Annotated in this window: 24 protein-coding genes and 1 tRNA gene; 15 read left to right on the top strand and 10 right to left on the bottom strand. The window is 60.5% G+C overall.

Annotated elements, in window-relative coordinates; all coding sequences use genetic code 11:
- Nucleotides 1-8 precede the first annotated feature (8 nt).
- Nucleotides 9-1,304 (top strand): Wzy-type polysaccharide biosynthesis protein UppY, encoded by a 1,296-nt coding sequence (gene uppY / locus AGR1_RS11205; RefSeq protein WP_080793223.1) that lies wholly within the window; start codon nucleotides 9-11, stop codon nucleotides 1,302-1,304.
- A 26-nt stretch (nucleotides 1,305-1,330) separates the two neighbouring features.
- Complete coding sequence (locus AGR1_RS11200) at nucleotides 1,331-2,083, top strand: polysaccharide deacetylase family protein (protein WP_080791424.1); 753 nt, start codon at nucleotides 1,331-1,333, stop codon at nucleotides 2,081-2,083.
- Between the two features lie 67 nt (nucleotides 2,084-2,150).
- On the opposite strand, the gene AGR1_RS11195 is transcribed toward AGR1_RS11200, so the two are convergent.
- Both AGR1_RS11195 and AGR1_RS11190 read right to left on the bottom strand, forming a co-directional pair.
- Nucleotides 2,151-2,801 carry a helix-turn-helix transcriptional regulator gene (locus AGR1_RS11195; RefSeq protein WP_080791423.1) on the bottom strand — a complete coding sequence of 217 codons (651 nt, stop codon included), beginning with the start codon at nucleotides 2,799-2,801 and terminating at the stop codon, nucleotides 2,151-2,153.
- Nucleotides 2,802-2,912: 111 nt separating this feature from the next.
- Entirely contained in the window at nucleotides 2,913-3,563 is a 651-nt protein-coding gene (locus AGR1_RS11190; protein ID WP_077985377.1) for a response regulator transcription factor, read from the bottom strand.
- 242 nt (nucleotides 3,564-3,805) lie between these two features.
- Between AGR1_RS11190 and AGR1_RS11185 the strand changes: the two genes are divergently transcribed.
- Together AGR1_RS11185 and AGR1_RS11180 are read left to right on the top strand one after the other, a co-directional pair.
- A complete protein-coding gene (locus AGR1_RS11185) occupies nucleotides 3,806-4,159 on the top strand; it encodes a DUF952 domain-containing protein (RefSeq protein WP_080791421.1) in 354 nt (117 codons plus the stop codon).
- Nucleotides 4,159-5,250, top strand: coding sequence for a quinone-dependent dihydroorotate dehydrogenase (locus tag AGR1_RS11180; RefSeq protein WP_080791420.1), 1,092 nt, complete (start codon nucleotides 4,159-4,161; stop codon nucleotides 5,248-5,250). The genes AGR1_RS11185 and AGR1_RS11180 overlap by 1 nt, the downstream gene beginning before the upstream one ends.
- 124 nt (nucleotides 5,251-5,374) lie before the next feature.
- On the opposite strand, the gene AGR1_RS11175 is transcribed toward AGR1_RS11180, so the two are convergent.
- The gene (locus tag AGR1_RS11175) at nucleotides 5,375-5,872 is read right to left on the bottom strand and encodes a CAP domain-containing protein (protein WP_080791419.1); all 498 of its coding nucleotides are present in this window, start codon (nucleotides 5,870-5,872) and stop codon (nucleotides 5,375-5,377) included.
- A 1-nt stretch (nucleotide 5,873) separates the two neighbouring features.
- On the bottom strand, nucleotides 5,874-6,140 hold the full coding sequence (locus AGR1_RS11170; protein WP_003493739.1) for a DUF6460 domain-containing protein: 267 nt from the start codon (nucleotides 6,138-6,140) through the stop codon (nucleotides 5,874-5,876).
- Between the two features lie 166 nt (nucleotides 6,141-6,306).
- On the opposite strand from AGR1_RS11170, the gene AGR1_RS11165 reads away from it, so the two are divergent.
- The 3 genes from AGR1_RS11165 to AGR1_RS11155 all read left to right on the top strand — a co-directional run bounded on the left by AGR1_RS11165 (nucleotide 6,307) and on the right by AGR1_RS11155 (nucleotide 8,708).
- Nucleotides 6,307-7,248 carry a class I SAM-dependent methyltransferase gene (locus AGR1_RS11165; protein ID WP_162927440.1) on the top strand — a complete coding sequence of 314 codons (942 nt, stop codon included), beginning with the start codon at nucleotides 6,307-6,309 and terminating at the stop codon, nucleotides 7,246-7,248.
- Nucleotides 7,249-7,382: 134 nt separating this feature from the next.
- A complete protein-coding gene (locus AGR1_RS11160) occupies nucleotides 7,383-7,994 on the top strand; it encodes a YitT family protein (protein WP_035236585.1) in 612 nt (203 codons plus the stop codon).
- Nucleotides 7,995-8,066: 72 nt separating this feature from the next.
- Complete coding sequence (locus tag AGR1_RS11155; protein ID WP_080791418.1) at nucleotides 8,067-8,708, top strand: YitT family protein; 642 nt, start codon at nucleotides 8,067-8,069, stop codon at nucleotides 8,706-8,708.
- 26 nt (nucleotides 8,709-8,734) lie between these two features.
- Here AGR1_RS11155 and AGR1_RS11150 read toward each other — a convergent pair whose 3' ends face one another.
- Nucleotides 8,735-9,196 (bottom strand): carboxymuconolactone decarboxylase family protein, encoded by a 462-nt coding sequence (locus AGR1_RS11150; protein WP_077985382.1) that lies wholly within the window; start codon nucleotides 9,194-9,196, stop codon nucleotides 8,735-8,737.
- 108 nt (nucleotides 9,197-9,304) lie between these two features.
- Nucleotides 9,305-9,808, bottom strand: a complete 504-nt coding sequence (locus AGR1_RS11145; protein WP_077985383.1) for an Rrf2 family transcriptional regulator — start codon at nucleotides 9,806-9,808, stop codon at nucleotides 9,305-9,307.
- A gap of 116 nt (nucleotides 9,809-9,924) precedes the next feature.
- On the opposite strand from AGR1_RS11145, the gene AGR1_RS11140 reads away from it, so the two are divergent.
- Nucleotides 9,925-12,444: a ligase-associated DNA damage response DEXH box helicase gene (locus AGR1_RS11140; protein ID WP_080791417.1), complete on the top strand. Its 2,520-nt coding sequence runs from the start codon at nucleotides 9,925-9,927 to the stop codon at nucleotides 12,442-12,444.
- 28 nt (nucleotides 12,445-12,472) lie between these two features.
- Nucleotides 12,473-13,201 carry a ligase-associated DNA damage response endonuclease PdeM gene (gene pdeM / locus AGR1_RS11135; protein WP_077985384.1) on the top strand — a complete coding sequence of 243 codons (729 nt, stop codon included), beginning with the start codon at nucleotides 12,473-12,475 and terminating at the stop codon, nucleotides 13,199-13,201.
- 46 nt (nucleotides 13,202-13,247) lie between these two features.
- Here the strand turns inward: pdeM and AGR1_RS11130 are convergent, their stop codons facing one another.
- From AGR1_RS11130 to podJ, 4 genes are all read right to left on the bottom strand, one after another.
- The gene (locus tag AGR1_RS11130) at nucleotides 13,248-13,685 is read right to left on the bottom strand and encodes a universal stress protein (RefSeq protein WP_077985385.1); all 438 of its coding nucleotides are present in this window, start codon (nucleotides 13,683-13,685) and stop codon (nucleotides 13,248-13,250) included.
- 156 nt (nucleotides 13,686-13,841) lie between these two features.
- Nucleotides 13,842-14,669, bottom strand: coding sequence for a TIGR02186 family protein (locus tag AGR1_RS11125; RefSeq protein WP_077985386.1), 828 nt, complete (start codon nucleotides 14,667-14,669; stop codon nucleotides 13,842-13,844).
- The gene (locus tag AGR1_RS11120; protein ID WP_080791415.1) at nucleotides 14,666-15,592 is read right to left on the bottom strand and encodes a sulfite exporter TauE/SafE family protein; all 927 of its coding nucleotides are present in this window, start codon (nucleotides 15,590-15,592) and stop codon (nucleotides 14,666-14,668) included. The genes AGR1_RS11125 and AGR1_RS11120 overlap by 4 nt, the downstream gene beginning before the upstream one ends.
- A 263-nt stretch (nucleotides 15,593-15,855) precedes the next feature.
- A complete protein-coding gene (gene podJ, locus AGR1_RS11115; RefSeq protein ID WP_149146925.1) occupies nucleotides 15,856-19,602 on the bottom strand; it encodes a cell division protein PodJ in 3,747 nt (1,248 codons plus the stop codon).
- Here podJ and AGR1_RS11110 point away from each other — a divergent pair.
- The 6 genes from AGR1_RS11110 to AGR1_RS11080 all read left to right on the top strand — a co-directional run bounded on the left by AGR1_RS11110 (nucleotide 19,569) and on the right by AGR1_RS11080 (nucleotide 26,380).
- Nucleotides 19,569-19,898: a hypothetical protein gene (locus AGR1_RS11110; protein ID WP_187772187.1), complete on the top strand. Its 330-nt coding sequence runs from the start codon at nucleotides 19,569-19,571 to the stop codon at nucleotides 19,896-19,898. The two genes, podJ and AGR1_RS11110, sit on opposite strands and share 34 nt — an antisense overlap.
- A gap of 80 nt (nucleotides 19,899-19,978) precedes the next feature.
- Nucleotides 19,979-21,775, top strand: coding sequence for an acyl-CoA dehydrogenase C-terminal domain-containing protein (locus AGR1_RS11105; protein WP_149146924.1), 1,797 nt, complete (start codon nucleotides 19,979-19,981; stop codon nucleotides 21,773-21,775).
- A 37-nt stretch (nucleotides 21,776-21,812) separates the two neighbouring features.
- Complete coding sequence (locus tag AGR1_RS11100; RefSeq protein ID WP_149146923.1) at nucleotides 21,813-23,021, top strand: acetyl-CoA C-acetyltransferase; 1,209 nt, start codon at nucleotides 21,813-21,815, stop codon at nucleotides 23,019-23,021.
- Nucleotides 23,022-23,204: 183 nt separating this feature from the next.
- Nucleotides 23,205-25,421, top strand: a complete 2,217-nt coding sequence (locus AGR1_RS11095) for a 3-hydroxyacyl-CoA dehydrogenase NAD-binding domain-containing protein (RefSeq protein WP_149146922.1) — start codon at nucleotides 23,205-23,207, stop codon at nucleotides 25,419-25,421.
- A 167-nt stretch (nucleotides 25,422-25,588) separates the two neighbouring features.
- The gene (locus AGR1_RS11090) at nucleotides 25,589-26,020 is read left to right on the top strand and encodes a hypothetical protein (RefSeq protein ID WP_149146921.1); all 432 of its coding nucleotides are present in this window, start codon (nucleotides 25,589-25,591) and stop codon (nucleotides 26,018-26,020) included.
- A 284-nt stretch (nucleotides 26,021-26,304) separates the two neighbouring features.
- Nucleotides 26,305-26,380 (top strand) — tRNA-Phe (locus AGR1_RS11080).
- Nucleotides 26,381-26,609 lie beyond the last annotated feature (229 nt).

The raw sequence follows: 26,609 nt of genomic DNA, 5'->3' as shown, positions 1-26,609 counted from the left end.
AGGCGACCATGCCGCGTTTGGCTGATACGCAGCCCGTGTCTGCGCAAGGTGGCGCCATTTCCCTTGCCGGCAGCCGGCGCGACGCGTTTTTTTTCGTCGCCACCATGCTCTATATCTGGATTTCCGTCGCGCCTTTCGAAAATCTCGCAGCACCGCCCGTGCCGCACGCCGCCGCAAACCAGCTGACCGGCCTCGTGATCGCATTGATCCTCGGCGTTTTTGCGCTGCGCCACCGGCTGACGGGGCTTCTGCTGCGGCCGCGGCTGCCCATTCTGCTGCTGTTCTTCTGGCTGGCGATATGCTCGGTGGTTGGAACCCAGCCCGGCACGTCGCTGCAACGTCTGATCTTCACGGCGCTCCTGTGCTTCATCACCAGCGTCCTTGTCGTCATGCCGCGCGACCGGCGGCAGTTCGACCGGATGATGGCCATCTTCGCCATCATTCTCTTGGCGCTGTGTTATCTGGGTGTGATCTTCCTCAGTTCGCGCTCGATCCATCAGCCCTATGATCTCGATGAAAAAGCGCTGGCGGGTGACTGGCGCGGTATCTTCAATCACAAGAATGCCGCCGCTCCGGCCATGATCATTCTGTTCATGATCGGGCTTTACCTGCGCAACGCCTGGTCGACGCTGGGCGGCCTCGCCATCACGCTGCTGGCAGGGTTCTTTCTCTGGAAGACCAACGGAAAAACCGCAGCCATGCTGCTGCCCGTCACCGTGGCGCTGATCTGGATCATGGAAAGGCATGCTCATCGCACTCTGCTGATGATTGGCGGTCTTCTGGCCTTCATCAACATATCCGCGGTCGGCTCCACCTATTTCCCGAGCATACAGAATTTTGTCGAAAGTCTGGGCATCGATTCCACCTTCACCGGGCGGACGGACATCTGGCGGCTATCCTTCGATACTTTCGCGCAATCACCGATCTTCGGTCAGGGGTTTCAGGCCTTCTGGATGAGTGACCAGCTCCTGTCGCAGGCCGATATCGCCGGCACCTGGGCGGTTTCAGCCTTCCATGCCCATAATGGCTATATCGAAAGCCTGCTGAACGGCGGCTTGCCCGCCTTCATTCTCACCGTCATCTGGCTGGTCATTATACCGGCGAATGATTTCCGCACGGCGGTGGACAAGGGCGCGGATCCAGGCCTGACCCGACTTTTTGCGAGAATTTGGGTGTATGCGCTACTTTCTTCGTGTCTAGAGAGTAATTTCTTTACCGGAACCGGGCCTATCTGGTCTTCTCTTCTGATCGCGATCTATTGTTTGAGGCATCAGGCTTACGACATACTCGAAGAGGGACAGTAATTTGCAGACAGGCCGGGGGGCTTTGTATGACGCAAAAAATCGGGACTTTTAGAGACCGGATCAATAACCGGCTGGTGCGCTGTTTCCCGGGACCGGCGGTGCGGATCGAAACGTCCGAACCTATCGTTTCCTTCACATTCGACGATGTGCCGGCAACCGCCTGGACGGCGGGTGCGCGCATTCTGGAAAACGAGGGCGTTTGCGGCACGTTTTACATCGCCGGCGTGTTCATCGACCAATACGATGAACAACAGCAGATGATTTCCGCGAAAGGGTGTTCGGAACTGGCGGCGGCCGGCCATGAGCTTGCCTGCCACACCTTTTCCCATCGCAAACTCTCGAGCTTTTCCCGACGGGGGCTAGAGGAGGATCTCGATCGCAATGACCGCGTGCTTGGCTCGTTCGATGCAAGCCGCCACGGGCGCAATTTCTCCGTTCCCTTCGGCATGGCCTCACCGGTCATGCAGCCGCTGCTGCGGCGCCGGTTCAGGACTGCACGCGGCATCATGCCTGGCATCAACAGGGGCAACGTCGACCCACATAATCTTGCCGCTGTCGAATTGCGTGCGGATCAGAGCTACCTCGACGCTGCTGACCTCTGGCTGGAAGATGTTTTGCAAGAAGGCGGCTGGCTCATCATCTTCACCCATGATGTTTCGCGCACACCAAGTTTTTATGGCTGTCCTGAAGACAGATTGCAGAGGCTCGTCCGCAGGGCGGTGTCCGGTGGTGCGAAGATCATGACGGTCGACGCTGCGGCGACGGCACTCGGCCTGTAGGGGATATTCTCTTCCCGCTTACGGGCCGCGACGGCTGAAACGGGAAGTCCGTATCCGCAATTGCAGGCTACTGGCTGGCCCAGATGATGCGGGCGATCCATTCCACGTCCGCCATGTCGAAGCTGCGGTTGGGATGTTCCGGGTTGAGCGAAAGAAGCTCGATGTTTTTGGGGCTTTGCCGCGCCAGCACCTTGGCCATCACTTCGCCGTCGCGGCTTTTCAGCACCACGCGGTCACCGCGCCGCACCTGTGCGCCGGGCTCCACGATGAGGATGTCGCCGTCGCGGTAGAGCGGCATCATGCTCTCGCCCTGCACCTCCAGCGCATAGACGCCCTGTCTGCGCTCGGGAGAGGAGGGGAACTCCACCACATCCCAGCCCTGACCCGCCGGAAAGCCGCCATCGTCGAAAAAACCGCCGGAACCCGCCTGCGCGAAACCGAGAAGCGGGATGGCGTTGTCAGCGCTGGCAGGCTGCATGGTCTGCGCCCTGCCGAAAGCATAACCGAAAAACTGGTCGACGCTTGCCCCCGTCGCCTCCAGCACCTTGGAGACGGATTCCGTCGAAGGCCAGCGTTTGCGGCCATCCGGGCCGAAACGTTTCGATTTATTGAACGAGGTGGGGTCGAGGCCGGCACGCTTCGCCAATGCCGAAGGCGTTAGCTGGTGGCGTTCGGCAAGCGTATCGATGGCGCTCCAGATCGTCTCGTGTGACAGCATGATAGAAAGCCCGCAAGTGGAGCCGATAGCGGAAAGCTCCTGTCGTTTACTGACCGGAATCTAGACCATGTCCGGTCAGGAGTAAAGCAAAGAAAGGAATAAAATCCTTTTCTACGCCACCATGGCCGATGTATTTATCTTGGCGAGCTGGATCACCGCCTGGGTGCGGCTGTCGACCTTGAGCTTCAGCAGGATGGCGGAGACATGCGCCTTGATGGTGGCTTCGGAAACATTGAGCTCGTAGGCGATCTGCTTGTTCAGCAGCCCTTCGGCTAGCATGCCCAGAACCCGGCTTTGCTGCGGCGTCAGCGTTCTGAGCCGGCCGATGAGATCGGCCACGTCAGGATCCTGCTCCTTCTCGCCCTGATGACCCGACGGTATCCAGACATCGCCTTCCAGAACCGCGCGGATGCCGTCCCTGATATCGTCGATACCCGAGGATTTGGAAATGAAACCGGAAGCACCGAGTTCGATGGAACGGCGCACGGTGGTCGCATCGTCCGTCGCCGAAACGATGACGATCGGCAGGCTGGAGAATTCCGCCCGGAGCGCCATCAGGCCTGAAAATCCGCTGACCCCCGGCATGGCGAGGTCGAGAAGCATGAGATCGGCATCGTTGCGCGCTGCGGCTGCACTGCGGGCAGCCTCGAAATCCCCGGCTTCAATAATGCTCTGTTGCCCGTCGAGGCCGGATACGGCCTGTTTCAGGGCACCGCGAAAAAGCGGGTGGTCATCTGCTATGATAATGACAAGTTCCGACATTCTGGCCCCCTCCCAAGGGCGTTATGCGGTTCTTTTTCTGATACTGGCTCACTCCCGTTTGCCGGTGGTCGAAACACACCCGGCTCCTCCGCCAAAGGTTGCGCCAATCGGTCCCGCATTACAAGAAAAAGCTTGTGGACAGGCGGTCTTTCAGGCTCTCCGCAATAAAATGCCGTGGAAACTGTGGACAATCTTCGAGCTTTGCGGCAAATCCCGCTGAGTGGAAAGCCTTGGAGAGCCCTATGCAGGAAACGCCCGCGATCATCTATAAAATCGTGCCGGAGACGTTATGGAGCGCGGCAAAGGCGAAGGGCGTCTTCGAAGGTGCGGCCATCGACCAGACCGACGGCTTCATTCATTTTTCAACGGCGAAACAGGCGGCAGAGACCGCCGCACGGCATTTTTCCGGCCAGGTCGATCTGCTTCTGATCGCGGTCGACGGCGCGGCCCTCGGCGACAAGCTGGTCTATGAACCCTCCAGAGGCGGCGATCTTTTCCCGCATCTTTATGCGCCTCTTCCCTTGACCGCCGTGCTTTGGGAAACGCCGCTTTCACTCGGTCACGACGGCCAGCACCAGTTTCCGGAGATTTTGTGATGAGCGGATTATTTTCCTCGATCGGCCGCAAGGGCCTTTTTCTGGTCGATCCGGAAAAGGCCCATGGCCTGTCCATTGCGGCGCTGAAAAGCGGCTTCCTGCCCACCTGCATGGTGCCGCACGATCCGCGTCTGCAACAGACCGTGGCTGGCCTCGTCTTCCCCAATCCGCTCGGCATGGCGGCGGGTTACGACAAGAATGCGGAAGTGCCGGGGCCGCTTCTGAGACTCGGTTTCGGCTTTACCGAAATCGGCACCGTCACGCCCAGGGCGCAATCCGGCAATCCCAGGCCGCGCATCTTCCGTCTGGTCGAAGACGAAGGTGTCATCAACCGCCTCGGTTTCAACAATGAAGGCCATGCCGCTGCGCTGGAGCGTCTGAAGCAGGCAAAGCTGCGCGGCATCGTCGGTGTCAATATCGGCGCCAACAAGGATAGCGAAGACCGCATCGCCGACTATGTGCAGGGCATCGAGGCGTTTTATGCGGTGGCATCCTATTTCACCGTCAATATTTCCTCGCCCAACACGCCCGGCCTGCGCGATCTTCAAGCGCGCGAAAGCCTTGCCGCGCTTCTCGCCGCCGTGCTGGAACGCCGGAAAGTGGAAGCCGAACGCTTCGGCAAACGCATCCCGGTCTTCCTCAAGATCGCGCCGGATCTCACCGAAGAGGGGCTGGACGATGTTGCCGAAGAGGCGCTCGCCCATGATCTCGATGGCCTGATCGTTTCGAACACCACGCTTTCCCGCGAAGGCTTGAGGCCGGGTCCACACAAGGGCGAGGCAGGCGGTCTCTCGGGCAAGCCGCTCTTCGAGCTTTCCACCACGGTTCTCGCCAAGATGCGCCGCCGCGTCGGCGGCAACCTGCCGATCATCGGCGTCGGCGGTGTGTCATCGGCAGAAACCGCTTTGGAAAAGATGAGGGCAGGGGCCGATCTCGTGCAGCTCTATTCCTGCATGGTCTATGAAGGCCCGGGCCTGCCCTCGGCCATCGTCAAGGGCCTGTCGAAGCTGGTCGCCCGCGAGGGCGTACAGTCCATTCGCGACCTGCGTGACAGCGCGGTGGACCGCTGGGCGGATCGCAATCTCGGCTGAGAGCGGGTCTGAACGGTTGAGGTAGCGTTTCCTCAGGGGGCTCTCCTTCCTCATCCCTGTAACATCCTCGGGCTTGTTCCGGGGAACAGGAATGAGGGAAGATGGTGGTTCCCGCCGCTTTGCCTCAGGCGCAGAGCACCATCGCCCAATAGGGCCGGTTGCGGCTGGCCGTATCATAGGCGACCGCGACGCCGAGGCCGTTATAAGGCCCGAGCATGTTTTCAAGGTGATGTTGTGAGCCGATCCAGGCCTTGACCACCCGCTCGACGCTGTCCTGCCCGGCGGCCACGTTCTCCGCTGCCGGAAGCGGCACATTGCCGTCCTTCATGCGAAGCAGGAAACTGTCGGTCAGGCCGATAAGATGCGCCATTTTCTGCGCCTTGACCATGCGGCCGGCCTGATAGGCGGCAGCACCGCTTGCCGCGCCATTGATGGCAAGCGGCGAAAGCCCTTTGGATCGGCGCAGATCGTTGACCATGGGAAGCGCCGCCGCCGTCTCGTCGCGAGTGCCGGAGGGGATGCCCTTGTTGGTGGGCATGGAAACGCAGGCGGAAAGAACGGAGCTGGCGGAAAGCAGCACGAAGCCGCGCCGTGAAAGCGTCTGAAACGTGGGTTGGGTCATGTCAGCGACGGTAGCTCAGGAGGCGCAGGATGATGAAAACCGGAATGACGATCGTTGCCCCGAGGATCAGATAGTCGCCGATTGCGCCCAGCGCATGGAAACCGCTGCGCCACAGGTCGACCACGAAATCGCGCGCGCCGTAAATGATGTTCCATGGCGTCAATCCGAAGATAGCCATCAGAAAGCCGACGAGCAATGAAACCACCAGCAGTTTCACCACGGTACGGGCCACCGTGTCACCCAGCATTTTGTTGACCTCACCGGCCATCAGCACGTCTCCTGTTTTGTCCTGACATATAAAGCACGATGCTTCGATGCAAGTTTTGGCGACTATATCGCGTCATATTCGTCAATTCCACGCAGGGCCATGAAATAGGACTTGAGTTTTTTTGTGGCTTGATAAATGACAGCCGGCATCTTCTCAGGAATCTTGAATGGCCCCAAACCAGTTTTCTTCCGGTGACGTCATTGCCGACCGCCGGGCTGACTATGCTCGCATGCTGGCGGAGAGCGGTGACTATCCCGCCGCCGCCGAACTCATGGAGCAGGCGCTTGAACTTGCGCCGCAGTGGACGGCAGGCTGGTTTCGCTTCGGGGAATATCACGAAAAAGCGGGCGAAACTGAAAAAGCCGTAGCGGCTTACGGGAAAGTCGCTGAACTGGACGCCGAAGGACTGTTTGCAGCCGAGTTGAAACTCGCGGTTCTCGGCGCCGCCGAAACACCGGAGCAACCGCCCAGCCGCTATGTGGAAGGGCTGTTCGACGATTACGCCGACCGTTTCGAAACCTCGCTCGTGGAAAAGCTGGATTACAGCGTGCCGCAAAAGCTGGCGAAACTGATCGGCAAGGCGGCGAAAGGCGGCGTCTTCGATACCATTGTCGATATTGGCTGCGGCACCGGTCTCCTTGGCGTTGAAATCCGCACTTTCGCAAACCGGCTGGAAGGTTTCGATATTTCCCAGAACATGCTGGCCAAGGCGGAGGAAAAGGGGCTTTACGATCATCTCGAGCAGGCCGATCTTTCGCTGGAGCCGGAGGCCTCGGGGCTCTTCACATCCACGCTCGCGCAGCACCGCGCCGACCTCGTCGCCGCCGCCGATGTGATGATGTATCTCGGCAGTCTCGATACTGTCATGCCGCTCGTTTCCGCCCTGCTTGCGCCTTCAGGCTTTTTCGCCTTTTCGGTGGAGGATGCGGGGGAGGAAGACGGTTTCGTGCTTCGGGAATCCCTTCGTTACGCCCATTCTAAGAGCTACGTGACCGAGCTTCTTGAGCGGACGGGCTTTGCCCTCATCGAAATCCGCAAAACCACCATTCGCAAGGATGCCGGAAAACCCCTTTCCGGCATTCTTTTTCTTGCCCGTGCCAAAGCCTGAACATTCCGTTTCTTGCCATTTTCGCGATAGGTCAGGCTTCCTTACGTATCCATCTTGCTCAGATGTTTTTTGCAGTGCAAAATATGTCTGAAGCTGAGGAAAAAAGCGTGAGCAGAACGAGAAGCGTTTACGGCATGTGGAGTTCCGATCCGGCCAAACATGCGCCGGTGGAAGACGTGCAGGGCATCGTCACCGGCGCCATCGTCTCAGCGCTCGGCTTTTATCTTCTGAACAAGGTCGGCCTTCTGACCGGCGGCACCGCCGGCGTCGCCTTTCTCCTGCATTATGCTTTCGGCATCAGCTTTGGCCTCCTGTTCTTCCTCGTCAATCTGCCGTTTTATTACCTGTCCTTCCGCCGCCTCGGTCTTGCTTTTTCCTTCAAGACCTTCATCGCCATCGGCCTTGTTTCTGTGCTGACGGAAGTGGAGGCACGCTGGATGGTGATCGACAGCATCAACCCGCTCTGGGCGGCGCTGCTCGGCGGCCTGCTGCTAGGTTATGGACTACTGGCGCTCTATCGCCACCGCGCCAGCCTTGGCGGTATCGGCATTCTCGCCATCTATATTCAGGATCGCTTCGGCATTCGCGCCGGTCTGATCCAGCTCGCCTTCGACGCCTTCGTGATGCTCTGCGCCTTCCTCGTCATCGATCCGGCGACCGTCGTTTATTCGATTGTCGGCGCGTTTGTCCTCAACATGTTTCTGGCCATCAATCACCGCTCGGATAGATACATCGTCGTGCGTTGAGCAAAGGTGGTTGAAATCCGGAGCACTTCAGCGCAATAGCTCGGTAGAGACCAAAATTCGGGGAAAAAGTGCATGGATGATACGAGCGCACGCAGGCGTCTGAACCTTTGGGCCTCCGCGCCGGATCGTCATTCATTGCTGGAGGACGCGCAGGGCGTTCTCGCGGGCAGCATGCTGGTTTCGCTCGGCGTCACGCTGTTTTCCGCTGCCGGCCTTTTGACGGGCGGCACGGTCGGTCTGGCGTTTCTCGTGCATTACGGCGCAGATCTCAGCTTCGGTACGGTCTTCTTCCTCGTCAATCTGCCGTTTTATTATCTCGCCTTCCGTCGCCTCGGCCTTGCCTTCACGGTCAAGACCTTCTGCGCCATCGCCATGACGGCGCTGCTTTCCGAATATATGCCGGGCTTCTTTGCCTTTGAGAGCATCAACCCGATTGCCGCGGCACTGTTCGGCGGGTTGACGGTGGCGGCCGGCATGCTGGCGCTGTTCCGGCATCGCACCAGCCTCGGCGGCTTCGGCATCCTGGCGCTCTATCTTCAGGATCGCTTCGGCTGGCGCGCCGGCCTCGTGCAGCTCGCCTTTGATGGCATGGTGCTCGCCTGCTCCTTCTTCGTTGCGACGCCTTTCGTTATCCTTTGTTCCATTCTCGGCGCGATGGTCATGAATCTCACGCTCGCCGTCAACCACAGAAACGACCGCTACATCGCCATGTAGCGGCCGCCCGTTTCGGGTTTAAGAGGTCACGCCGCCTTCGCGGCCGCATCGATCGGATGCTGCGAGCGGAAACCAACGGCAATGCGGTTCCAGGTGTTGATCGCGCCGATCGCAACCGTGATCTTCACGATGTCCTCATCGGAAAAATGCGCCTTCAGCGTCTCGAAGGCATCATCCGGAGCGCCGGTTTCGGCAATCTTCGTCACCGCATCCACCCAGCCAAGCAGAGCCCGTTCCTGTTCGGTGTAAACGGGGGATTCGCGCCAGACGCTCATCAGGTTGATCCATTGTTCGGAAAGCCCGTCATGGCGGCTTTCCTTCACATGCATGTCCACACAGAAGGCGCAGCCGTTGATGATCGAGGCACGCAGCTTGATGAGGTGGATGAAGCGGCGCTCAAGACCGCTGGTCTGAACATAATTTTCAAAAGCCATCATGGCCTTGAAAGCTTCGGGGGATGCTTTGGCATAGTTGACGCGGGTTTTCATGTGTTTCTCCGTTGGTTGGGTTGGTTGAAGGCGTGTGTCATCGGTCCGGAAAGCGGTAAAGCTGTCCGGGAACGTGATTGGTGGTTATTACGGGCCTCGTTTTCGGGTTCAGCGCATCGTCGTCTTACGCTCATTCATGTCCAGAAAGGCGCAGCCACGCGCGGCAATCCCGCCATCATCATTGGCAGCAAGATCACCCAGAATATCGGCGATGGTGGTTTTGGCGAGTTCGGCCCGGTAGACTTTCTCTGCTTTCAACATTGCGGCATTGATTCCGCAGGGCTTGGTGAAATAACGGCCGGGCAGCGGGTTCGGCCCGCGCTGGCGGATTTCCGCGCAACGAAACGCTGGCTGCGGTCCTTCGACCGCCAGAACGATGTCAAGCAGGGTGATCTTGTCGGTCGGTCGCGCCAGACGATATCCGCCCTTAGGCCCCGGCACCGTGGCGACAATGCCCGCGCTGGACAATGATTGCAGGTGCTTCAGAAGATAGCTCGTGGAAACGCCGTGAAATTCCGCCAGCGCCGCTGCCGACAACACGCCGCCTTCGGAAAGTCCCGCCAGCATGCCCACGCTGTGAATGGCCTGTTCAACGCCGTCGCCGAGTTTCATTGGTTCCTCACGTCTTGTTGCTATATCGTGGATATTATTTATCCACGATTCTGATTTCCTGTCAAGCGTCGCTGGAGCGCTCTTCTTTTTCTCAGGTTTTTCACTACCTTGAAGGGGTGAAACATACCGAGTCTCCCACGTCCGGCACGCATGTCGGCACCTTGCCCCTTCCATTCCAGAAATGGTTTGCCGAAAAAGGGTGGTCTCCACGCGCCCATCAGCTGGAGCTGACGGCACGGGCGAGGGGCGGGGAAAACATGCTCCTGATCGCACCAACAGGCGCAGGCAAAACGCTGGGTGGCTTCCTAGCCTCGCTCACCGCTCTCACAGAGCGCGGCAAGGTTCCGCCCGGCTCCGGCTTTGTCGGCGTGCACACCCTCTACATATCGCCGCTGAAGGCGCTTGCAGTCGATATCGAGCGAAATCTCACCAAACCCGTTTCCGAAATGGGTCTGCCGATTGTCATCGAAACCCGCACCGGCGATACGCCCCAGGCGAAACGCCAGCGCCAGAAGGTCCGGCCGCCGGATATCCTGCTGACGACACCGGAGCAGGTCTCGCTGCTGCTTGCCAATAAGGAGGCTGAGCGCTTTTTCCGCGACCTGAAATATGTGGTGCTTGATGAGTTGCACTCGCTCGTCACATCAAAACGCGGCCATCTGCTGTCGCTGGCGCTCGCGCGGGTGCGCAGGCACGCGCCGGATGTGCGTTTTATCGGCCTGTCGGCCACGGTCGCCGATCCGATGGATTTGCGCCGTTACCTTGCGCCGCAGAGACAGGGCGAGCCGCCGGCTGGCCTTATCACGGTCGAAGGCGGCGCAAAGCCGGATATCTCCATTCTGCAAACGGAAGAGCGCATTCCGTGGTCCGGCCATTCCGCGCGTTATGCCGGCAAGGACTTGTACGAGGCGTTGAAGCGGCATCAGACCACGCTGGTCTTCGTGAATACGCGCTCGCAGGCCGAAAGGGTCTTCCAGGAACTCTGGACCGTCAATGACGACAACCTGCCGATTGCACTGCATCACGGTTCGCTGGATGCCGGCCAGCGCCGCAGGGTGGAGGCGGCAATGGCGGAAAACAAGCTGCGCGCTGTTGTCGCGACCTCTACGCTCGATCTCGGCATAGACTGGGGCGATGTGGACTTGGTCGTGCATGTCGGCGCGCCAAAAGGCGCAAGCCGTCTTGCCCAGCGTATCGGGCGCGCCAATCACCGTATGGACGAGCCTTCAAAGGCGATTCTCGTTCCCGCCAACCGCTTCGAGGTGATGGAGTGCCGGGCGGCGCTGGATGCCAATTACATCGGCGCGCAGGATACCCCGCCCATTGCCGAAGGCGCGCTCGATGTTCTCGCCCAGCATGTGCTTGGCATGGCCTGCGCCGAACCCTTCGATGCGGATGAGCTCTATCGAGAAGTGACCAGCGCCTCGCCCTATGCCGATTTGCCGCGCCCCACCTTCGACCGGGTGGTGGATTTTACCGCCACCGGCGGTTATGCGCTGCGCACCTATGAGCGTTATGCGCGCATCCGCCAGATGAAGGATGGGCGCTGGCGCGTTTCCAATCCAGCCGTTGCCCAGCAATATCGCCTTAACCTTGGCACCATCGTCGAGGCAGCAGAACTCAATGTCCGCATGGTCAAGCGCAACGCCAAGGGCACGGTCGGGCGCGGCGGCATGTCACTCGGCAAGGTCGAGGAATATTTTCTCGAACAGCTGGTGCAGGGGGACACATTCCTGTTTGCCGGCAAGGTGCTGCGTTTTGAAGGTATCCGCGAGAACGAATGTCTGGTTTCGCAGGCTTTCTCCCTCGATCCGAAGATTCCCTCCTATGCAGGCGGCAAATTTCCGCTCTCGACCTATCTTGCCGATCAGGTGCGTTCCATGCTTGCCGATCCGGCCCGATGGCAGGCATTGCCGGATCAGGTCCGTGACTGGCTTGAAATCCAGAAGGAAAAGTCGATCATCCCAAAGCGCGACGAGCTGCTGGTGGAAACCTTTCCCTTCCGCAAGCGCTTCTTCATGGTCATGTATCCCTTTGAGGGACGGCTCGCGCATCAGACGCTCGGCATGCTTCTGACCCGCCGGCTGGAGCGGGCCGGCGCCAAGCCGATGGGTTTCGTCGCCACCGATTATTCACTCGCCATCTGGGCCATGGAAGATATCGGCATGCGGCTGAAATCCCGCCGCCTGTCGCTGGCAGACCTGCTCGACGAGGACATGCTGGGCGACGATCTGGAGGCCTGGCTGGACGAATCCTTCATGCTGAAGCGCACCTTCCGCAACTGCGCCATCATCTCGGGCCTCATCGAACGCCGCCACCCCGGCAAGGAAAAGACCGGCAGGCAGGTGACCGTGTCGGCCGATCTTATTTATGACGTTCTTCGCAGTCACGAGCCGGATCATATCCTGCTGGAAGCCACGCGACGCGATGCCGCGGCAGGACTTTTGGACATTGGCCGTCTTGGAGATATGCTGAAGCGAATCAAGGGACACACCACGCATCGCGCGCTGGAGCATGTCTCACCTCTCGCCGTTCCGGTCATGCTGGAAATCGGCCGGGAGACGGTGGCGGGCGAAGCGATGGACGATGTGCTGGCGGAAGCCGCCGATGAGCTGATCGCCGAGGCCATGTCCTGAAAGACCCATTGAAGGAACGACGACAACATTGCTGAGCCGGCTGACATTGAGCGACAGATTTTCCAATGGCTTCGAATGCCTTGGCAGCGAGACCGTCATCAATGGCGTTGCTGCCTGGTGCGACCCGCTGGGCGGGCTGTATCTGCCTGACCTCTCGCTGCTGGTCGTCTCCGATCTGCATCTGGAAAAGGGCGCGGCCTTTGCCCGGCGCGGCTCCATGCTGCCGCCCTACGACACCATCGCCACGCTTAAAATCCTGTCTTCGCTGATCAGCCGCTACGATCCGAGGATCGTCGTCAGCCTCGGTGACAATTTCCATGATCGCGTCGGCTCGCAGCATCTGCCGCTGCCGCTGCGCGAACTCATTCGCGAGATGGCGCGTGGCCGCGAATGGATATGGATCAACGGCAACCATGATCCCGATGGTACGGTCGATCTGCCGGGCTCTTCGGTAGACGAGATGTTTTACGGCGCTCTCGTCTTCCGCCACGAGCCGAAACCGGGAGATGCCGCCGGCGAAATCGCCGGGCACCTGCATCCCTCCGCCACGGTCCGCCGCCGCGAAAAGACGGTGCGGCGGCCCTGTTTCGCCACAGACGGTTCGCGTCTGTTGATGCCGGCTTTCGGGGTGATGAGCGGCGGGCTGGATTTGCGCCATAAGGCCATGCGCGGCCTCTTCGATCATGCCGCTCTTGTCGCACATCTGATGGGGCGGGACCGCATCTATTCTGTGCGGTTTTCAAATCTCATCGGCTGAGCGTATTTTCCGAACGTAAAGCCGCTACGTAGTTACCGGAAATGCTCTATTGCCGGTAGACCAGCACCGGTATCTTCGAATTCTTGAGCACCTTGGCCGTGACGCTGCCGAGCAGCAATTCCACGAAGCGCCTGTGTCGGTGCGAGGCCATGGCGATGAGATCGCAGCCGCTCTTGTCGGCGATTTCGATAATCGCTTCGTCCGGCCGTCCCGCGCGCGCAAGCAGGGCCTCGCAATCGAGCCCCATGGCGGCGGCGTGCGCCTGCGTATCGCGCAGCAGATGCTCCGCCTCTTCACACCGGTGAAATTCCTCTTCGGCAATAGCGGCAATGTCCTCGACATCGCTGGCAATCACGTGAAAGGGTTCCGATACCGTCACCACGGTCACCTTTGCGCCTGCCTCCCTGGCGAGAGCGAACCCTTGGTCGATTGCAATCTGCGCCAGCGGCGAGCCATCGGTGGGAATGAGAATGTGCTTGAACATGACATTTCTCCTTTTCATCCCCGTCACAACCGCACATACCGCCATAACCTGGGTGCGGGGTTGTAACGCCTTGAATTTTACCGCAAACCGCTGGCGGAAGCGAATGCTATCTTCGCCGACTGGGACGGCAGACACTCTCTTTTTCGGGAAAAAGGGTCAGTCCTTGCGGAAGATGATGCTGGCGCCCCAGCCGGTCACGACCGCTAGCAGAACGCAGAGCGCGCCATAGGCAAGGGGCGTCTGATGCGCGGCATCGGTGATCGCCTGTTCCATGCCCGTCTTGACGACGCGCAGTTTCAGTTCGCGCTGGGCGATGAATTTGCCGCTCTTGAAGAGATAGGCGCGGGCGGTGTGCACGCCATTCGGCACGTTGGCCGGCAGGCGCAAAGTCGCCCAGAACAGGCCGGTGCGTTCCAGCCGCACCCCGGTTGTGTCGTTGCGATAGATGCCGCTGGAAAGCTTCAGACGCCGATAGGCCTCCTGAAAGTCGAAAACATTGTCCGGCACGCCGGAGAAGACCGCGCTTTTCAGTGACAGATGGTCGACGCCGAGCCCCATGGCGCGGAGCGTTCCGGGCGAGGCGATGTCGGCGGTATTGCGCGTGCTGGCCATGGAATAGGATTCCGGCAGCGGCGTGAAGGTGATGGCGCTGGTATTGATCCATATGCCCGCCACGCGCTGTTTCTTGCGCACGGTCATATAGTCGCTCGGCCCTTCCAGCGTTACGACAATGTCATATTGTCCGATGGCCAGCAGCAGCTGGTCGGTATTGTTGAGTGCGCCGAAGAGGGTGAAATCCGCGCCGCGAAAATCCGAAGCGATGGGAATTTCGGTCGTCGATGCGCCGATTTCGATGTTTTCCTGCAGCGGCGGCTGCTGCGGACCGGGCGGCAGGGCAAGCGGCGGCGTCTGGGCCGAAGCCGGTTGTCCGAGGGAAAGACATGAGGCCAGCGCAAGGGCGGCAAGCAGCAAATGGCGGATCAATAACCTAACCCCCCAACGGCGACTGAAAACAGGTCTTCCGGGCGCACCACTAGCGATACGGCAAGGCGAAGCGCAACAGCGAGGACGAGAAGCGCCAGCAGGGCGCGCAGCTGTTCGCCGCGCAGTTTTTGGCCGACGCGCACGCCATATTGCGCGCCAATGACGCCCGCCACCATCAGGATGAAGGCCAGCACCACATCGACGGAATAGTTGGTCGCTGCCTGAACGACGGTCGTATAGGCGGTCACGAAAATGATCTGGAACAGCGAGGTGCCGACGACCACATTGGTCGGAATACGCAGAAGATAGATCAGTGCCGGCACCATGATGAAGCCGCCGCCGACACCCATGACGGAGGTGAGGATGCCGATGGCGAAACCCAGCGTGACGACGGGAATGATGCTGAGATAGATCTTCGATTTCTTGAACCGCATTTTCAGCGGCAGGCGGTGCACCCAATTATGATGGCCCGGCCGGCGCAACGTCACGGCTTCGTTGCGTGCAGCGCGGCGGAGCGCCGAAATGCTTTCCTTCAGCATCAGGCCGCCGACGGCGCCGAGCAGGATGACATAGAGGAGCGAAACGATGAGATCGAGCTGGCCGATGCTGCGCAGGAAGGAGAATATCCAGACGCCGACCGTCGCGCCCACAAGACCGCCGATGAGCAGGACGGTGCCGAGCTTGACATCGAGCGTGCCGCGCCGGAAATGCGTGATCGCGCCGGAAACGGAGGAAGCCACCACCTGGTTCGCGCCCGTCGCCACGGCCACCACAGGCGGAATATTGTAGAAAATCAGAAGCGGGGTAATCAAAAAGCCGCCGCCCACGCCAAACATGCCGGACAGAAAACCGACGGCCGCGCCCATGCCGAGAATGATGAAAATATTCACCGACAGTTCTGCGATCGGCAGATAGACAGTCACGGCTCGGACCTCGGGCAAATGGTTCCGGGCGGCATGGCTTGTCCGGGTGAGGGGGCCGCGCCGCGATTTACACTTTCTGTCTGAAAAGACCGGGCATGCCCGACCTTTATCCGTCATGCCCACGAGGGCCTGACCTGTCAACATTCAACGGCAAATACGTTGATAATTTGGAAAGATAGCGGCTGTGTGTCGGCAGCGGGCCACATTCCTGCGCCGGGCTGAGCGAAAGCGGCCAACGGGCCGCTTCGCATGTTCTTGAATGTTTATTTGTTGCGGGCGAGAAGCGCGGTCACCAGTTCGTTAGTAATGCGGCCGTCCGGCGTCTGGCCCACGGATTTCTGGAAGTCCTTGATGGCCGTCACGGTGTTCTTGCCGAGCTTGCCGTCAGGTTGGCCGGCATCGAAACCGTTTTTGTTCAGGATCGCCTGAATGTTGCGGATCGCCTTTTCCATGTCCACGGAGGCGGTCTTCACGCCTTCCTTGCCAGCCCATTCCTCAGGCGGGTTGACGCTGTTGGCGTCTTCCGAAAGCGGCTTGACCTTCCAGGCGTCCACCCTGGCCTTTGCGCTCTGAAGCTGCTGCGGGCTCAAGGCCCCCGCCACTTCGTCGCGCTTCTGGGCGGCGTCGGCGTCACCATCCTTGGCTGCGATGGCGAACCACTTGTAGGATTCCTCGATGTCCTGCTTCACGCCGCTGCCGCGTGCATAAAGAATGGCGAGATTGAACTGGCTGTCACGAACGCCGAGGTCGGAGGCTTTGATGAACCATTGCGCGGCGGCGGCGAAATCCGGCTGACCGGCCGCATCGGAAGCGAGCAGGACGGCGAGATTGTGCATGGCGCCCGCATTGCCCTGTTCCGCGGCCAGCGTGTAATAGCGCTTGGCTTCGGGAAGGTTACGTTCGACGCCGTTCGCCTTCTCGTAAAGATTGGCGAGACGATATTGCGCCGGTGCGAGGCCGCGGTCTGCGGCGAGTTTGTACCACTTTGCCGCCTCGGTGCGGTCGGCGGCAACGCCGCGGCCATCGGTGTAACGGGCTGCGATCTCGAACAGCGCCTGCGTGTCCCCCTTGGCGGCCGCTTCGGCAAGCGAAGCGGGTTCGATGCCGGCGGGAACGGTGATGGCGTCCTGGACGGGAACAGTCGTGGCGGCAACCTGTGCCGGAGCCGAGGGTTCGTTCTGCGCGACGGTGCCGGAATTTGCCGCATCCACGGCGGGAACGTCGGCAACCGGCGGCTCGTCAGGCAGCGGCGCGCCGCCGATGGTGCGTGGATCGATGATATTTTCCGCCGGTGCGGTGTTTTCGATGCTGTCGGCGGATGCGGCCTGTTCCGGATCGATGGCAAGATCGGACGGAATGGTCACGGCCTTCTCGCCGGTTTCTGGAAGCGCGGAGACCGGGCCATTGTCCTGCTTCTGCTCGATGATCGGCGTCGGGGCTTCCGCGCCGCCGATCAGCGTCTTGACGAGCGGCATGGCCATCATCGCCAGAAGAATGGCGCCGATGCCGAGCAGCAGCGGGCGACGATAGCGCGAAAGCGCCGAGGTGTCGGTCTTGCGGCTCTTCTTGCCTGTGTCCAGCTTCTCCGGCGATGTTTCCATGGCGGCGGCCTGCGCCGCACGGCGGGCGGCGGCAATGAAATCCGTCCGTCCTTCGGCGTCTGCGGCCTTGCCGCTGGCGGCCACCTGGCTGGCGCGAACGCGCTCAAGGATTTTCTTGATATCGGGCGCGCCCGAACCAGGCTCCAGAAGTTCGTTCTCCTGACCGGCAGGCAGAACGTCGATCGGATCGAGTGACGGGGCGGGCTCAACCTGTGTGCGGGAGGAGGAGGCCGATATCGGTTCTTCTTCGGCTTTGACGGTTTTTGCAGTACCCGTTTTGAAACGCTTCGTAAGACCGGCGAGCAGGCTCTTTTTTTCCACCTTCGCGGGCTTTGCTGCAGCAGGAGGCAGGATGGCGTCCGCATCCTTCTCGTCGGCGTCGAGAATGGCCTGTTCTTCGGCAATATAACCCTCTTCCGGGAAGACGGCGGCCGGCATGGACACATCTTCGTGCGCGGGGGCTGCCGCAGGTTGCGCAACGCTGCGCTGCGCTGCCTGTTCGCGATAGACTGGAGCATTGTCGAGGTTGTCCAGCCGGCCGGCAATCTGCACCAGCGTTTCATGCAGCGCTTCGAATGTGCGGTGCGTACGTTCTTCGGTATTGCGGCTCAAGGCTTCGAGACTGCGCAGATCGGTCGCAAGATCGGTCAGCATGCTCATGTCGGCAAGGTTTGCGCCGGCCGAGAGATTGTTGCGGGTGTAGGCGTCCAGAACGGCCTCGGCCGCCTGCCGGGCTGCCTCGATGATATATTCGTCGTTGGACGCCATGTAGTCTTCGATGGCCGCCATGCGGGCGTCGAGTTCAGGCGGCATGCCCGCGGCCTGCATCTGCACCGGCTGGCTGATCAGCGTCGAGAGATGGGCGATCTGGTTTTCGAGGCTCGCGAGCGCATGGCTGTCGGCGGGCGCGGCATGGGCGGTCTCGTCGAGGCGGGCGGCAATGTTGCCGAGCCGCTCTTCCAGACGCGAGAAAGCGCTTTCGCTGAGGCCCGATGCCGGCTGCGGCTGGCTGTAACGATAATCGAGTTCCTCGATCCGCCGGGAGAGCAGGTCCAGCCGCTCGGCCAGGCCGTCATTGACGGCGCCGTGATCCAGCGCGTCGATCTTGCGGGAAATATCGCTGAGGAAGGACGTCAGTTCCGCCTGTTGCGAGGGGCGCTGCGACCGTTCCAGAAGCAGCGACAGCTGGTCTAGCCGCTCATGCAACTGCGCGGCGTCGCGGGCGGTGCTGAGTTCGTCGATCTTGCCGGCCAGCGCTTCAAGGCGGGCGGTGAGGTCCGGCGCCGGTTCAGGTTTTGCGGCGGCAAGGCGGTTGATGTCGCCAAGCTGTTCGGCAAGGCCGTTCAGCCGGTTCTCCAGACGCTGCGCCAGCGCATTGTCCGTTGCCTGCGCATTGGCGCGCGTGCCGGATGCGGCAATGGCGCGGCTGATTTCATCCAGCCGCTGGTCGAGACCGGAAAACTGTTCGGTAAAGGCCGCTTCGTTCGGCTGGATGTGCTTGCCGAGCTGCTCCACGGCGCTGGCAATCGCGATCAGCTTGTCTTCGAGCACACGCACGGCCGGATTGTTGCTCATGCCGCCAAGCTGCGTCTTGATGTCATCGAGACGATAGGCGAGCGAAACGATCTCATCCTGCAACGCGCCGGCGTCGAAACCGCGCAGCGTGTCTTCCACATTGTTCCAGCGGCTTTCGATCCGGTGTACGCTGTCTTCGCGCGCCAGCTGGTCGATGGTGAGGCGCAGGTCCTCGAATTCGTTGCGCAGGCCATAAGCGTCAGGGGACGCCAGATTGCCGAGCTGGTCGATGCTGCCGGCCAACCGCGCGATGTCGTCGCGCAGATCGCCGATGAATTGCTGGTCTTCCGCCACCGCGCGGATATTGCGGATTTCGGCACGCAGTCCCTGCGCTTCGCGGGCAACGCCCTCGGCAATATCGTGCTTCAGCTCGTGCCGCAGATTGACCAGCGCCTGGGCGATCTCCTGCAGGGCTGCGTCATCGCGCTGCGCTTCCTGATAGGGCGGCATGGCGCGGGCGCGCGGCGCGGGAGCGGCCGTCTGCTGGGTTTCCCTCGAGCCATATGCCGGCGCGAGCGGCCGGGTAATCGTCCGTTCCGGGCGGACGGCGGGTTCCTGCGGGCGCTGGAAGCTTGCTTCGAGAAGACGCTGGCGCTGGCGGATTTCGTTGACGGGATCAAGCTGCGGTGGCGTAACGGCAGCGCGGGGCTCACGCGGCGCGGCATAGGCCTCGGTCTTGGGCTCTGCCTGAGCGCTCGCGGTTCGCGGATCGCGCGGGAACTTCTGGCTCATCAGCCCCTCAATGCGGGCTTCAAGGCCTTCAATGGTGCGATTGAGAGCATCAAGAGACGATCTGTCGCTTGGCTGTTGGTTTTTCGATCGCAATCCGTTCATCTTTTCGCTCGCTTCGCTTCCGCCCGCCGTGCCCGGTTATCTGTCGCGACGTTGCCTGCCTGAACACGCCGTCGCCGCAACATGCAGCAATTCCAGAGCCGGTATTTGCCCCCGTTGAGGAAAATGCGCCGAGTACGAAGCAGTTACCTCTGTCGGGAGAATTCACGAAACGTGGTAAAGAAGTGGTTAACTATGGTCGGAATTTTTTAACTTTTACGGCGCATGGCCGCCTGACGCCGGGCCGGATATGCGTCGCGCGAAAAAGGAGAAGGGATATTCCGCCGAAATTTATTTGACGTTTACGCGCACGTCAAATATTGTCATCCCATATCGGCCGGATTATCGCCGGCGCCCACGATGCGGAGGAACATCGGTAATGCCTGTTTACAAGGCCCCAGTTAAAGACACGCTTTTTATCCTGAACGACGTTCTCGGCCTGGAGCGGTATAACAACCTGCCCGGCTTCGAGGACGCAACCCCCGATATGATCGAGGCCATTACCGGTGAAGCCGCAAAGCTTGCCGAAGAGCGGCTTTTCCCGCTCAACCTTTCCGGTGATCAGCAGGGCTGCAAGCGCGCCGATGACGGTTCGGTTTCGGTGCCGGATGGGTTCAAGGCCGCTTATGACGCCTATTGCGAAGGGGGCTGGATCGGCCTTGCCGTTCCCCAGGAATTTGGCGGTCAGGGACTGCCCTATACGCTGCATGCGGCCATTGGCGAATATATGTCGTCCGCCAACCTTTCCTTGATGATGTATCCCGGCCTGACGCAGGGCGCGATCGCTGCGATCCTCGTGCACGGCACGCAGGAACAGAAAGAAACCTATCTGCCGAATATGGTGGGTGGCACATGGTCCGGCACCATGAACCTCACCGAACCCCATTGCGGCACCGATCTCGGCCTGCTGCGCACCAAGGCAGTGCCGCAAGGCGATGGCAGCTACAAGATTTCCGGCCAGAAGATTTTCATCTCGGCCGGCGAACACTCCATGACTGACAATATCGTTCATCTGGTGCTCGCCCGCATTGAGGGCGCGCCTGAAGGCACCAAGGGTATTTCGCTGTTCATCGTGCCGAAGTTCCTTGTCAAGGAAGACGGCACGCCGGGTGAGCGCAATGGCGTCACCTGCGGCGCCATCGAACACAAGATGGGCATTCACGGCAACGCCACCTGCGTCATGAACTACGATGATGCGACGGGTTATCTGCTCGGCGCTGAGAACAAGGGCCTGTCGGCCATGTTCGTGATGATGAACGAAGCCCGCCTAGGCGTCGGCCTGCAGGGCCTTTCGGTCGGCGAGATCGCCTATCAGAACGCTGTCGAATATGCCCGAGAGCGCATTCAGGGCCGCTCCCTTTCCGGCGCGAAATTCCCGGACAAGAAGGCCGATCCGATCATCGTGCATCCCGATATCCGTCGCACGCTGATGACCATCAAGGCCTATAACGAGGCGGGCCGCGCCTTCCTTCTGTGGACGGCGCTGCAATCCGACATCGCCCATCGCTCGACCGATGAGAAGGCGCGGCAGGCGGCGGACGACCTGCTCGGTCTCGTCACCCCGATCCTCAAGGGCGTGCTGACCGACAAGGGCTTCGACCACGCCGTGATGGCGCAGCAGGTCTTCGGCGGCCATGGCTACATCGAAGAACATGGCATGAGCCAATATGTCCGCGATGCGCGTATCACCATGATCTACGAAGGCGCCAACGGCATTCAGGCGCTCGATCTGGTCGGTCGCAAGCTCGGCATGAATGGCGGCCGTGCCGTCATGGCGCTGTTCAAGGAAATCGGCGATTTCTGCGAGGAAAACCGCGCTGATGAAAAGCTCAGTCTTTACACCAAGGGCCTGAAGAAGGGCTTGAACGACCTGCAGGCCGCAACCATGTGGTTCATGCAGAACGCCATGGCCAAGCCCGACAATGCCGGTGCCGGCTCGACCGACTACATGCACCTCTTCGGCATCGTGGTGCTGGGTTACATGCAGGCGCGCATGGCGAAAGCCGCCAGCGAAGCGCTTGCGGCAGGCAGCGCTTCGGATGAGGATTACCTCAAGACCAAGCTTGTCACGGCGAAGTTTTATATGGAGCGCATCATGCCGGAAACGGCGCTGCGCAAGGCCCGCATCGAAACCGGCGCGGACACCATGATGGAACTGGCCGCGGAAGCATTCTGAGACATCTGGCGCGGACCGCGCCGCAGGGAGAGAGTTTATGACCGACGTATTTATCTACGACCATGTCCGCACCCCGCGCGGACGCGGCAAGAAGGATGGCAGCCTGCATGAGGTGCCCTCCGTTCGCCTTGCCGCCAAGACGCTGGAAGCCATCCGCGACCGCAACGGGCTCGACACATCCACGGTAGACGACATCATCATGGGCTGCGTCGATCCTGTCATGGATGCCGGCGCGGTGATCCCGAAGGCCGCCGCCTTCGAGGCGGGTTACTCCAACAAGGCGCCGGGCATGCAGATCTCGCGCTTCTGCGCTTCGGGTCTTGACGCCATCAACTTCGCGGCCGGCAAGGTGAAGGCTGGCTCGGATGATATCGTCATTGCCGGTGGCGTGGAAAGCATGTCGCGTGTCGGCATGGGCATGTCCGGCGGCGCCTGGTATATGGACCCCTCGGTCAACTTCCCCGCCTTCTTCATGCCGCAGGGCGTATCGGCCGATCTCATCGCCACCAAATACGGCTTCTCCCGTGACGATGTCGATGCCTATGCTGTCGAGAGCCAGAAGCGTGCGGCGCATGCCTGGGAAAAGGGCTATTTCAACAAGTCCGTCATTCCGGTGAAGGACCAGAACGGCCTTACGATCCTCGATCGCGACGAGCATATGCGCCCCGGCACGGATATGCAGGCGCTGGCTTCGCTCAACCCGTCCTTCCAGATGCCGGGCGAAATGGGTGGCTTTGAAGCCGTCGGCATCATGGCGCATCCAGAAGTGGAGCGGATCAACTACGTTCATCATGCGGGCAATTCGTCCGGTATCGTCGATGGCGCGGCCGCCGTGCTGGTTGGTTCCAAGGCTGGCGGCGAGGCGATGGGTGTTAAACCCCGCGCCCGCATCAAGGCTTTCGCCAATATCGGCTCCGACCCGGCGCTGATGCTGACCGGCCCGGTGGACGTAACCGAAAAGCTTCTGAAGAAGACCGGCATGTCGCTTGCCGATATCGATCTCTTCGAACTTAACGAAGCCTTCGCCGCCGTGGTCCTGCGCTACATGCAGGCTTTCGACATCAGCCACGACCGGATGAACGTCAATGGCGGCGCAATCGCCATGGGCCATCCGCTGGGTGCAACCGGCGCGATGATCCTCGGCACGGTGCTGGATGAGCTGGAACGGCGCGATCTGAACACCGCGCTCGTGACGCTCTGCATCGGCGCGGGCATGGGCACGGCGACGGTTATCGAGCGGGTTTGAGTTGCGGAGGGTAACCCAACCTCCTCATCCCTGTGCTTGTCACAGGGATCCAGCAGCGCCGCGTCTGCGGCGCGAGAGGGTCTTCCAGCCCAAAGACTTGGGCTGACTGGATTCCTGTGACGAGCACAGGAATGAGGGATCGGGAAGTCCGGCAAAACGAAATTCAGGGAAGAGGAATCCCAAATGAGCACTTACACCAATTTCACCATCGAGACGGACGCAGACGGCATTGCCCTCGTCACCTGGGACATGCCGGAAAAATCCATGAATGTCTTCACGTCAGAGGTGATGGACGAGCTGAACGCCATTCTCGACGCCACCGTCGCCGATAGCGCCGTCAAGGGCGTTGTCTTCACGTCGGGCAAAAGCACCTTTTCCGGCGGCGCCGATCTGTCGATGATCAAGTCGATGTTCTCCTTCTACAATGACGAGAAGATGAAGAACCCGGATCAGGCGGCAGCAAAGCTGTTCGAGCTGGTGGGCCGCATGACCGGCCTGTTCCGCAAGATCGAGACCAACGGCAAACCCTGGGTTTCCGCCATCAACGGCACCTGCATGGGCGGCGCTTTCGAACTCTCGCTCGCCTGCCATGGCCGCGTCGCCTCCAGCGCCAAGAGCCTCAAGATGGCCCTGCCGGAAGTCAAGGTCGGCATTTTCCCCGGTGCTGGCGGCACCCAGCGCGTGCCGCGCCTGACGGATGCGCAATCCGCCTTGCAGATGATGACCACGGGCCAGTCGCTGACCGGCGCGCGCGCCAAGGCCATGGGGCTGGTGCACCAGGTGGTCGAACCTGATCAGCTTGTCGCAACCGCAAAGCAGATGATCAAAGACGGCCTGAAGCCGGTAGCACCCTGGGATGAGAAGGGCTTCAAGGCCCCCGGCGGCGGCATCTGGACGCCTGCGGCTGCCCAGCTGTGGCCCGCCGCCCCAGCGATCCTGCGTCGTGAAAGCGCAGGCAATTATCCGGCTGCCCTCGCCATCCTCAAATGCGTCTATGAAGGCCTGCAGTTGCCTTTTGATACCGCACTGAAGGTGGAGCAGCGTTATTTCACCGAAATCCTTCGCTCGAAGGAAGCCTTCGGCATGATCCGCTCGCTGTTCATTTCCATGCAGGAACTGGGCAAGGGCGCGCGCCGCCCGGCCGGTCAGCCGAAAACGGAGTTCAAAAAGGTCGGCGTCGTCGGCGCGGGCTTCATGGGTGCTGCCGTGGCTTATGTCACTGCTGCTGCCGGCATTCCCGTGACGCTGGTGGATCGCGATCAGGAAGCGGCCGACAAGGGCAAGGGCCATTGCGAGGAAAGCGTCAAGGCCGCCATCGGCAAGGGTAAGTTGACGCAGGATGAAGGCAAGGCCCTGCTCGACCTCGTCACCCCCACAGCGGATTACAAGGCGCTCTCCGATGCTGATCTCGTCATCGAAGCCGTCTTTGAAGACCGCGATGTGAAGAAGGCCGTTATCGAGGCTGTGGAAGCCGTGTTGCCCGAAGGCGCGATCTTCGCCTCTAACACCTCCACTTTACCAATCACCGGCCTTGCGAAGAACTCGAAACGCCCGGCGGATTTCATCGGCATCCACTTCTTCTCGCCGGTCGAGAAGATGATGTTGACGGAAGTGATCCTCGGCAAGGAAACCGGTGACAAGGCGCTCGCCGTCGCGCTGGATTACGTCGCGAAGATCAAGAAGACCCCGATCGTCGTCAACGATACGCGCGGCTTTTTCGTCAATCGCTGCGTGCTGCGTTACATGGCGGAAAGCTACGATATGCTGATCGAAGGCGTCCCGCCCGCCATGATCGAAAACGCCGCGAAATTCGCCGGCATGCCGGTCGGCCCGCTGGCGCTGAACGACGAGGTGGCGATAGATCTTTCCTACAAGATCCTGAAAGCCACCGTCGCCGATCTTGGCGAAAAGGCCGTCGACCCGCGCCATATGGAGCTGGTGAAGACGCTGGTGGAAGGTGAGGGCCGTTTCGGCCGCAAGAACGCCAAGGGCTTTTACGACTATCCGCCAAAGCCCGCCAAAAAATCCCTCTGGCCCGGCCTGAAGGACCTTTATCCGCAGCAGAAGCCTGAAGCGGTGGATATGGAGGTGCTGAAACAGCGCTTCCTCGTCACCGTGGCGCTGGAAGCCGCCCGCACGGTGGAAGAGGGCATCGTCACCGACCCGCGTGAGGCTGATGTCGGCTCCATCCTCGGTTTTGGCTTTGCGCCCTATACCGGTGGTGCACTGTCCTACATCGACGGCATGGGCGTGAAGACCTTCGTGGCGCTCGCGGAAAAGCTTAGCGAGACCTATGGCCCGCGCTTCAGGCCGACGCCGCTGCTGAAGGAGATGGCCGCCAAGGGCGAGACCTTCTACGGACGCTTCGATCCCTATGCCAGCGCCGCCAAGGCGGCCTGAGGCTTCAAGACAGAACAAAAAACAGGCCCTCCGGGGCCTGTTTTTTTTGAGCCAAATTTCCCGCATCGATCGCTTTCCGTGCATCCTTTGCCCAGCTGGGGCGTTGAAAAGGCGAGACAGGGCAAAGACGCCCGTCACCGCAATTCAGCACGCCTCAGGAGACAATGATGAAAGCACCACTGCGATCCCACGGTTTCGACAAACCCACGGACCTCGACGACCATCTGGCGGAGTTGGACGAGGAGGCTGAGGCGATAGCCGCGGAAGCAAAGACGGAAAAAACCGCGGTGAAGAGGACGCATGCGGAGAATAACGTTGATTCTGCGCTGCGCGCCGAACTGGAAGAGCTTCGCAAACAGATCGACAAGATCCGCCGTGATGTCCAACGGCTGGAGGTCGCACAGCATTCCCGCCACAGGCCCGCACAGGCGCACCATGAACGAGACCGCGAGAACTCCCGCCTGATGACGGTGGTGCGCTCTGTTGCCGTCACCTCGCTTGCCAGCCGCATCTTCGCTTCTTCGCCAGTCATGGCGGCGCTGGTGGCCGTGGTGCCTTTCGCGCTTGGAATTGCCGCACGACGCAGCGAAACGGCCTAGTTGCTGCCCGTGGTGCCGCAATGCCGGGGAGGGTCGGCTGCTGCCGAACCCGGCTAGCGGCCGGATGCTGCACGGCGCGGTACACGCACGATAACGGGTTTTCCACCGCAATCCGGCCTGCGCCGGGCAGACATTTCAGCCATCCACAGCCCTCGTGAAAAAACTGTCAAAAAACTTCGCAAGGGCGCTTGCCATGTCCGAACAAGATGTTATAACCCCGCTCACTTTCGGGGCGCCAAACAGTCCCGCCCGCCAAAAGCGGAGGTTCTTCAAGGACCTGAAGTGCCCGGATAGCTCAGTTGGTAGAGCAGCGGATTGAAAATCCGCGTGTCGGTGGTTCAAATCCGCCTCCGGGCACCATTTTTCTCAATTTTCCTTTTTTGAATTGATTGTATGGTACGCGTTCCATCTATAGCGCAGCGGCTCCGATTATGGCTTCGCCTTGATACGCTTTTGACAGGTTCAATTTAGTCATACGCTGAGCTCGATTGTCTCAAGCGGTGAAAAGAGAAATCTGCAATGGACGAAGCCGCAGACCCATCTCTTCTGCCGCCCGGCATCGTTTTTTTGAACCGCCCGAAGCAGAAGG

Source organism: Agrobacterium sp. B1(2019), assembly GCF_008274755.1.
Lineage (GTDB): Bacteria > Pseudomonadota > Alphaproteobacteria > Rhizobiales > Rhizobiaceae > Agrobacterium > Agrobacterium salinitolerans.
Note: the sequence above shows the minus strand (reverse complement) of the source record. Positions and strands in the feature narration are given on the sequence as shown.

Coding starts and splice junctions, on each gene's coding strand:
- AGR1_RS11160 (WP_035236585.1), top strand. CDS start 7,383: ATGTGGAGTTCCGATCCGGCCAAACATGCGCCGGTGGAAGACGTGCAG.
- AGR1_RS11100 (WP_149146923.1), top strand. CDS start 21,813: ATGACCGACGTATTTATCTACGACCATGTCCGCACCCCGCGCGGACGC.
- AGR1_RS11130 (WP_077985385.1), bottom strand. CDS start 13,685: ATGTTCAAGCACATTCTCATTCCCACCGATGGCTCGCCGCTGGCGCAG.
- AGR1_RS11095 (WP_149146922.1), top strand. CDS start 23,205: ATGAGCACTTACACCAATTTCACCATCGAGACGGACGCAGACGGCATT.
- AGR1_RS11150 (WP_077985382.1), bottom strand. CDS start 9,196: ATGAAAACCCGCGTCAACTATGCCAAAGCATCCCCCGAAGCTTTCAAG.
- AGR1_RS11165 (WP_162927440.1), top strand. CDS start 6,307: ATGGCCCCAAACCAGTTTTCTTCCGGTGACGTCATTGCCGACCGCCGG.
- AGR1_RS11175 (WP_080791419.1), bottom strand. CDS start 5,872: ATGACCCAACCCACGTTTCAGACGCTTTCACGGCGCGGCTTCGTGCTG.
- podJ (WP_149146925.1), bottom strand. CDS start 19,602: ATGAACGGATTGCGATCGAAAAACCAACAGCCAAGCGACAGATCGTCT.
- AGR1_RS11180 (WP_080791420.1), top strand. CDS start 4,159: ATGAGCGGATTATTTTCCTCGATCGGCCGCAAGGGCCTTTTTCTGGTC.
- AGR1_RS11200 (WP_080791424.1), top strand. CDS start 1,331: ATGACGCAAAAAATCGGGACTTTTAGAGACCGGATCAATAACCGGCTG.
- AGR1_RS11090 (WP_149146921.1), top strand. CDS start 25,589: ATGAAAGCACCACTGCGATCCCACGGTTTCGACAAACCCACGGACCTC.
- AGR1_RS11195 (WP_080791423.1), bottom strand. CDS start 2,801: ATGCTGTCACACGAGACGATCTGGAGCGCCATCGATACGCTTGCCGAA.
- AGR1_RS11105 (WP_149146924.1), top strand. CDS start 19,979: ATGCCTGTTTACAAGGCCCCAGTTAAAGACACGCTTTTTATCCTGAAC.
- AGR1_RS11185 (WP_080791421.1), top strand. CDS start 3,806: ATGCAGGAAACGCCCGCGATCATCTATAAAATCGTGCCGGAGACGTTA.
- AGR1_RS11155 (WP_080791418.1), top strand. CDS start 8,067: ATGGATGATACGAGCGCACGCAGGCGTCTGAACCTTTGGGCCTCCGCG.
- AGR1_RS11145 (WP_077985383.1), bottom strand. CDS start 9,808: ATGAAACTCGGCGACGGCGTTGAACAGGCCATTCACAGCGTGGGCATG.
- AGR1_RS11190 (WP_077985377.1), bottom strand. CDS start 3,563: ATGTCGGAACTTGTCATTATCATAGCAGATGACCACCCGCTTTTTCGC.
- AGR1_RS11170 (WP_003493739.1), bottom strand. CDS start 6,140: ATGGCCGGTGAGGTCAACAAAATGCTGGGTGACACGGTGGCCCGTACC.
- uppY (WP_080793223.1), top strand. CDS start 9: ATGCCGCGTTTGGCTGATACGCAGCCCGTGTCTGCGCAAGGTGGCGCC.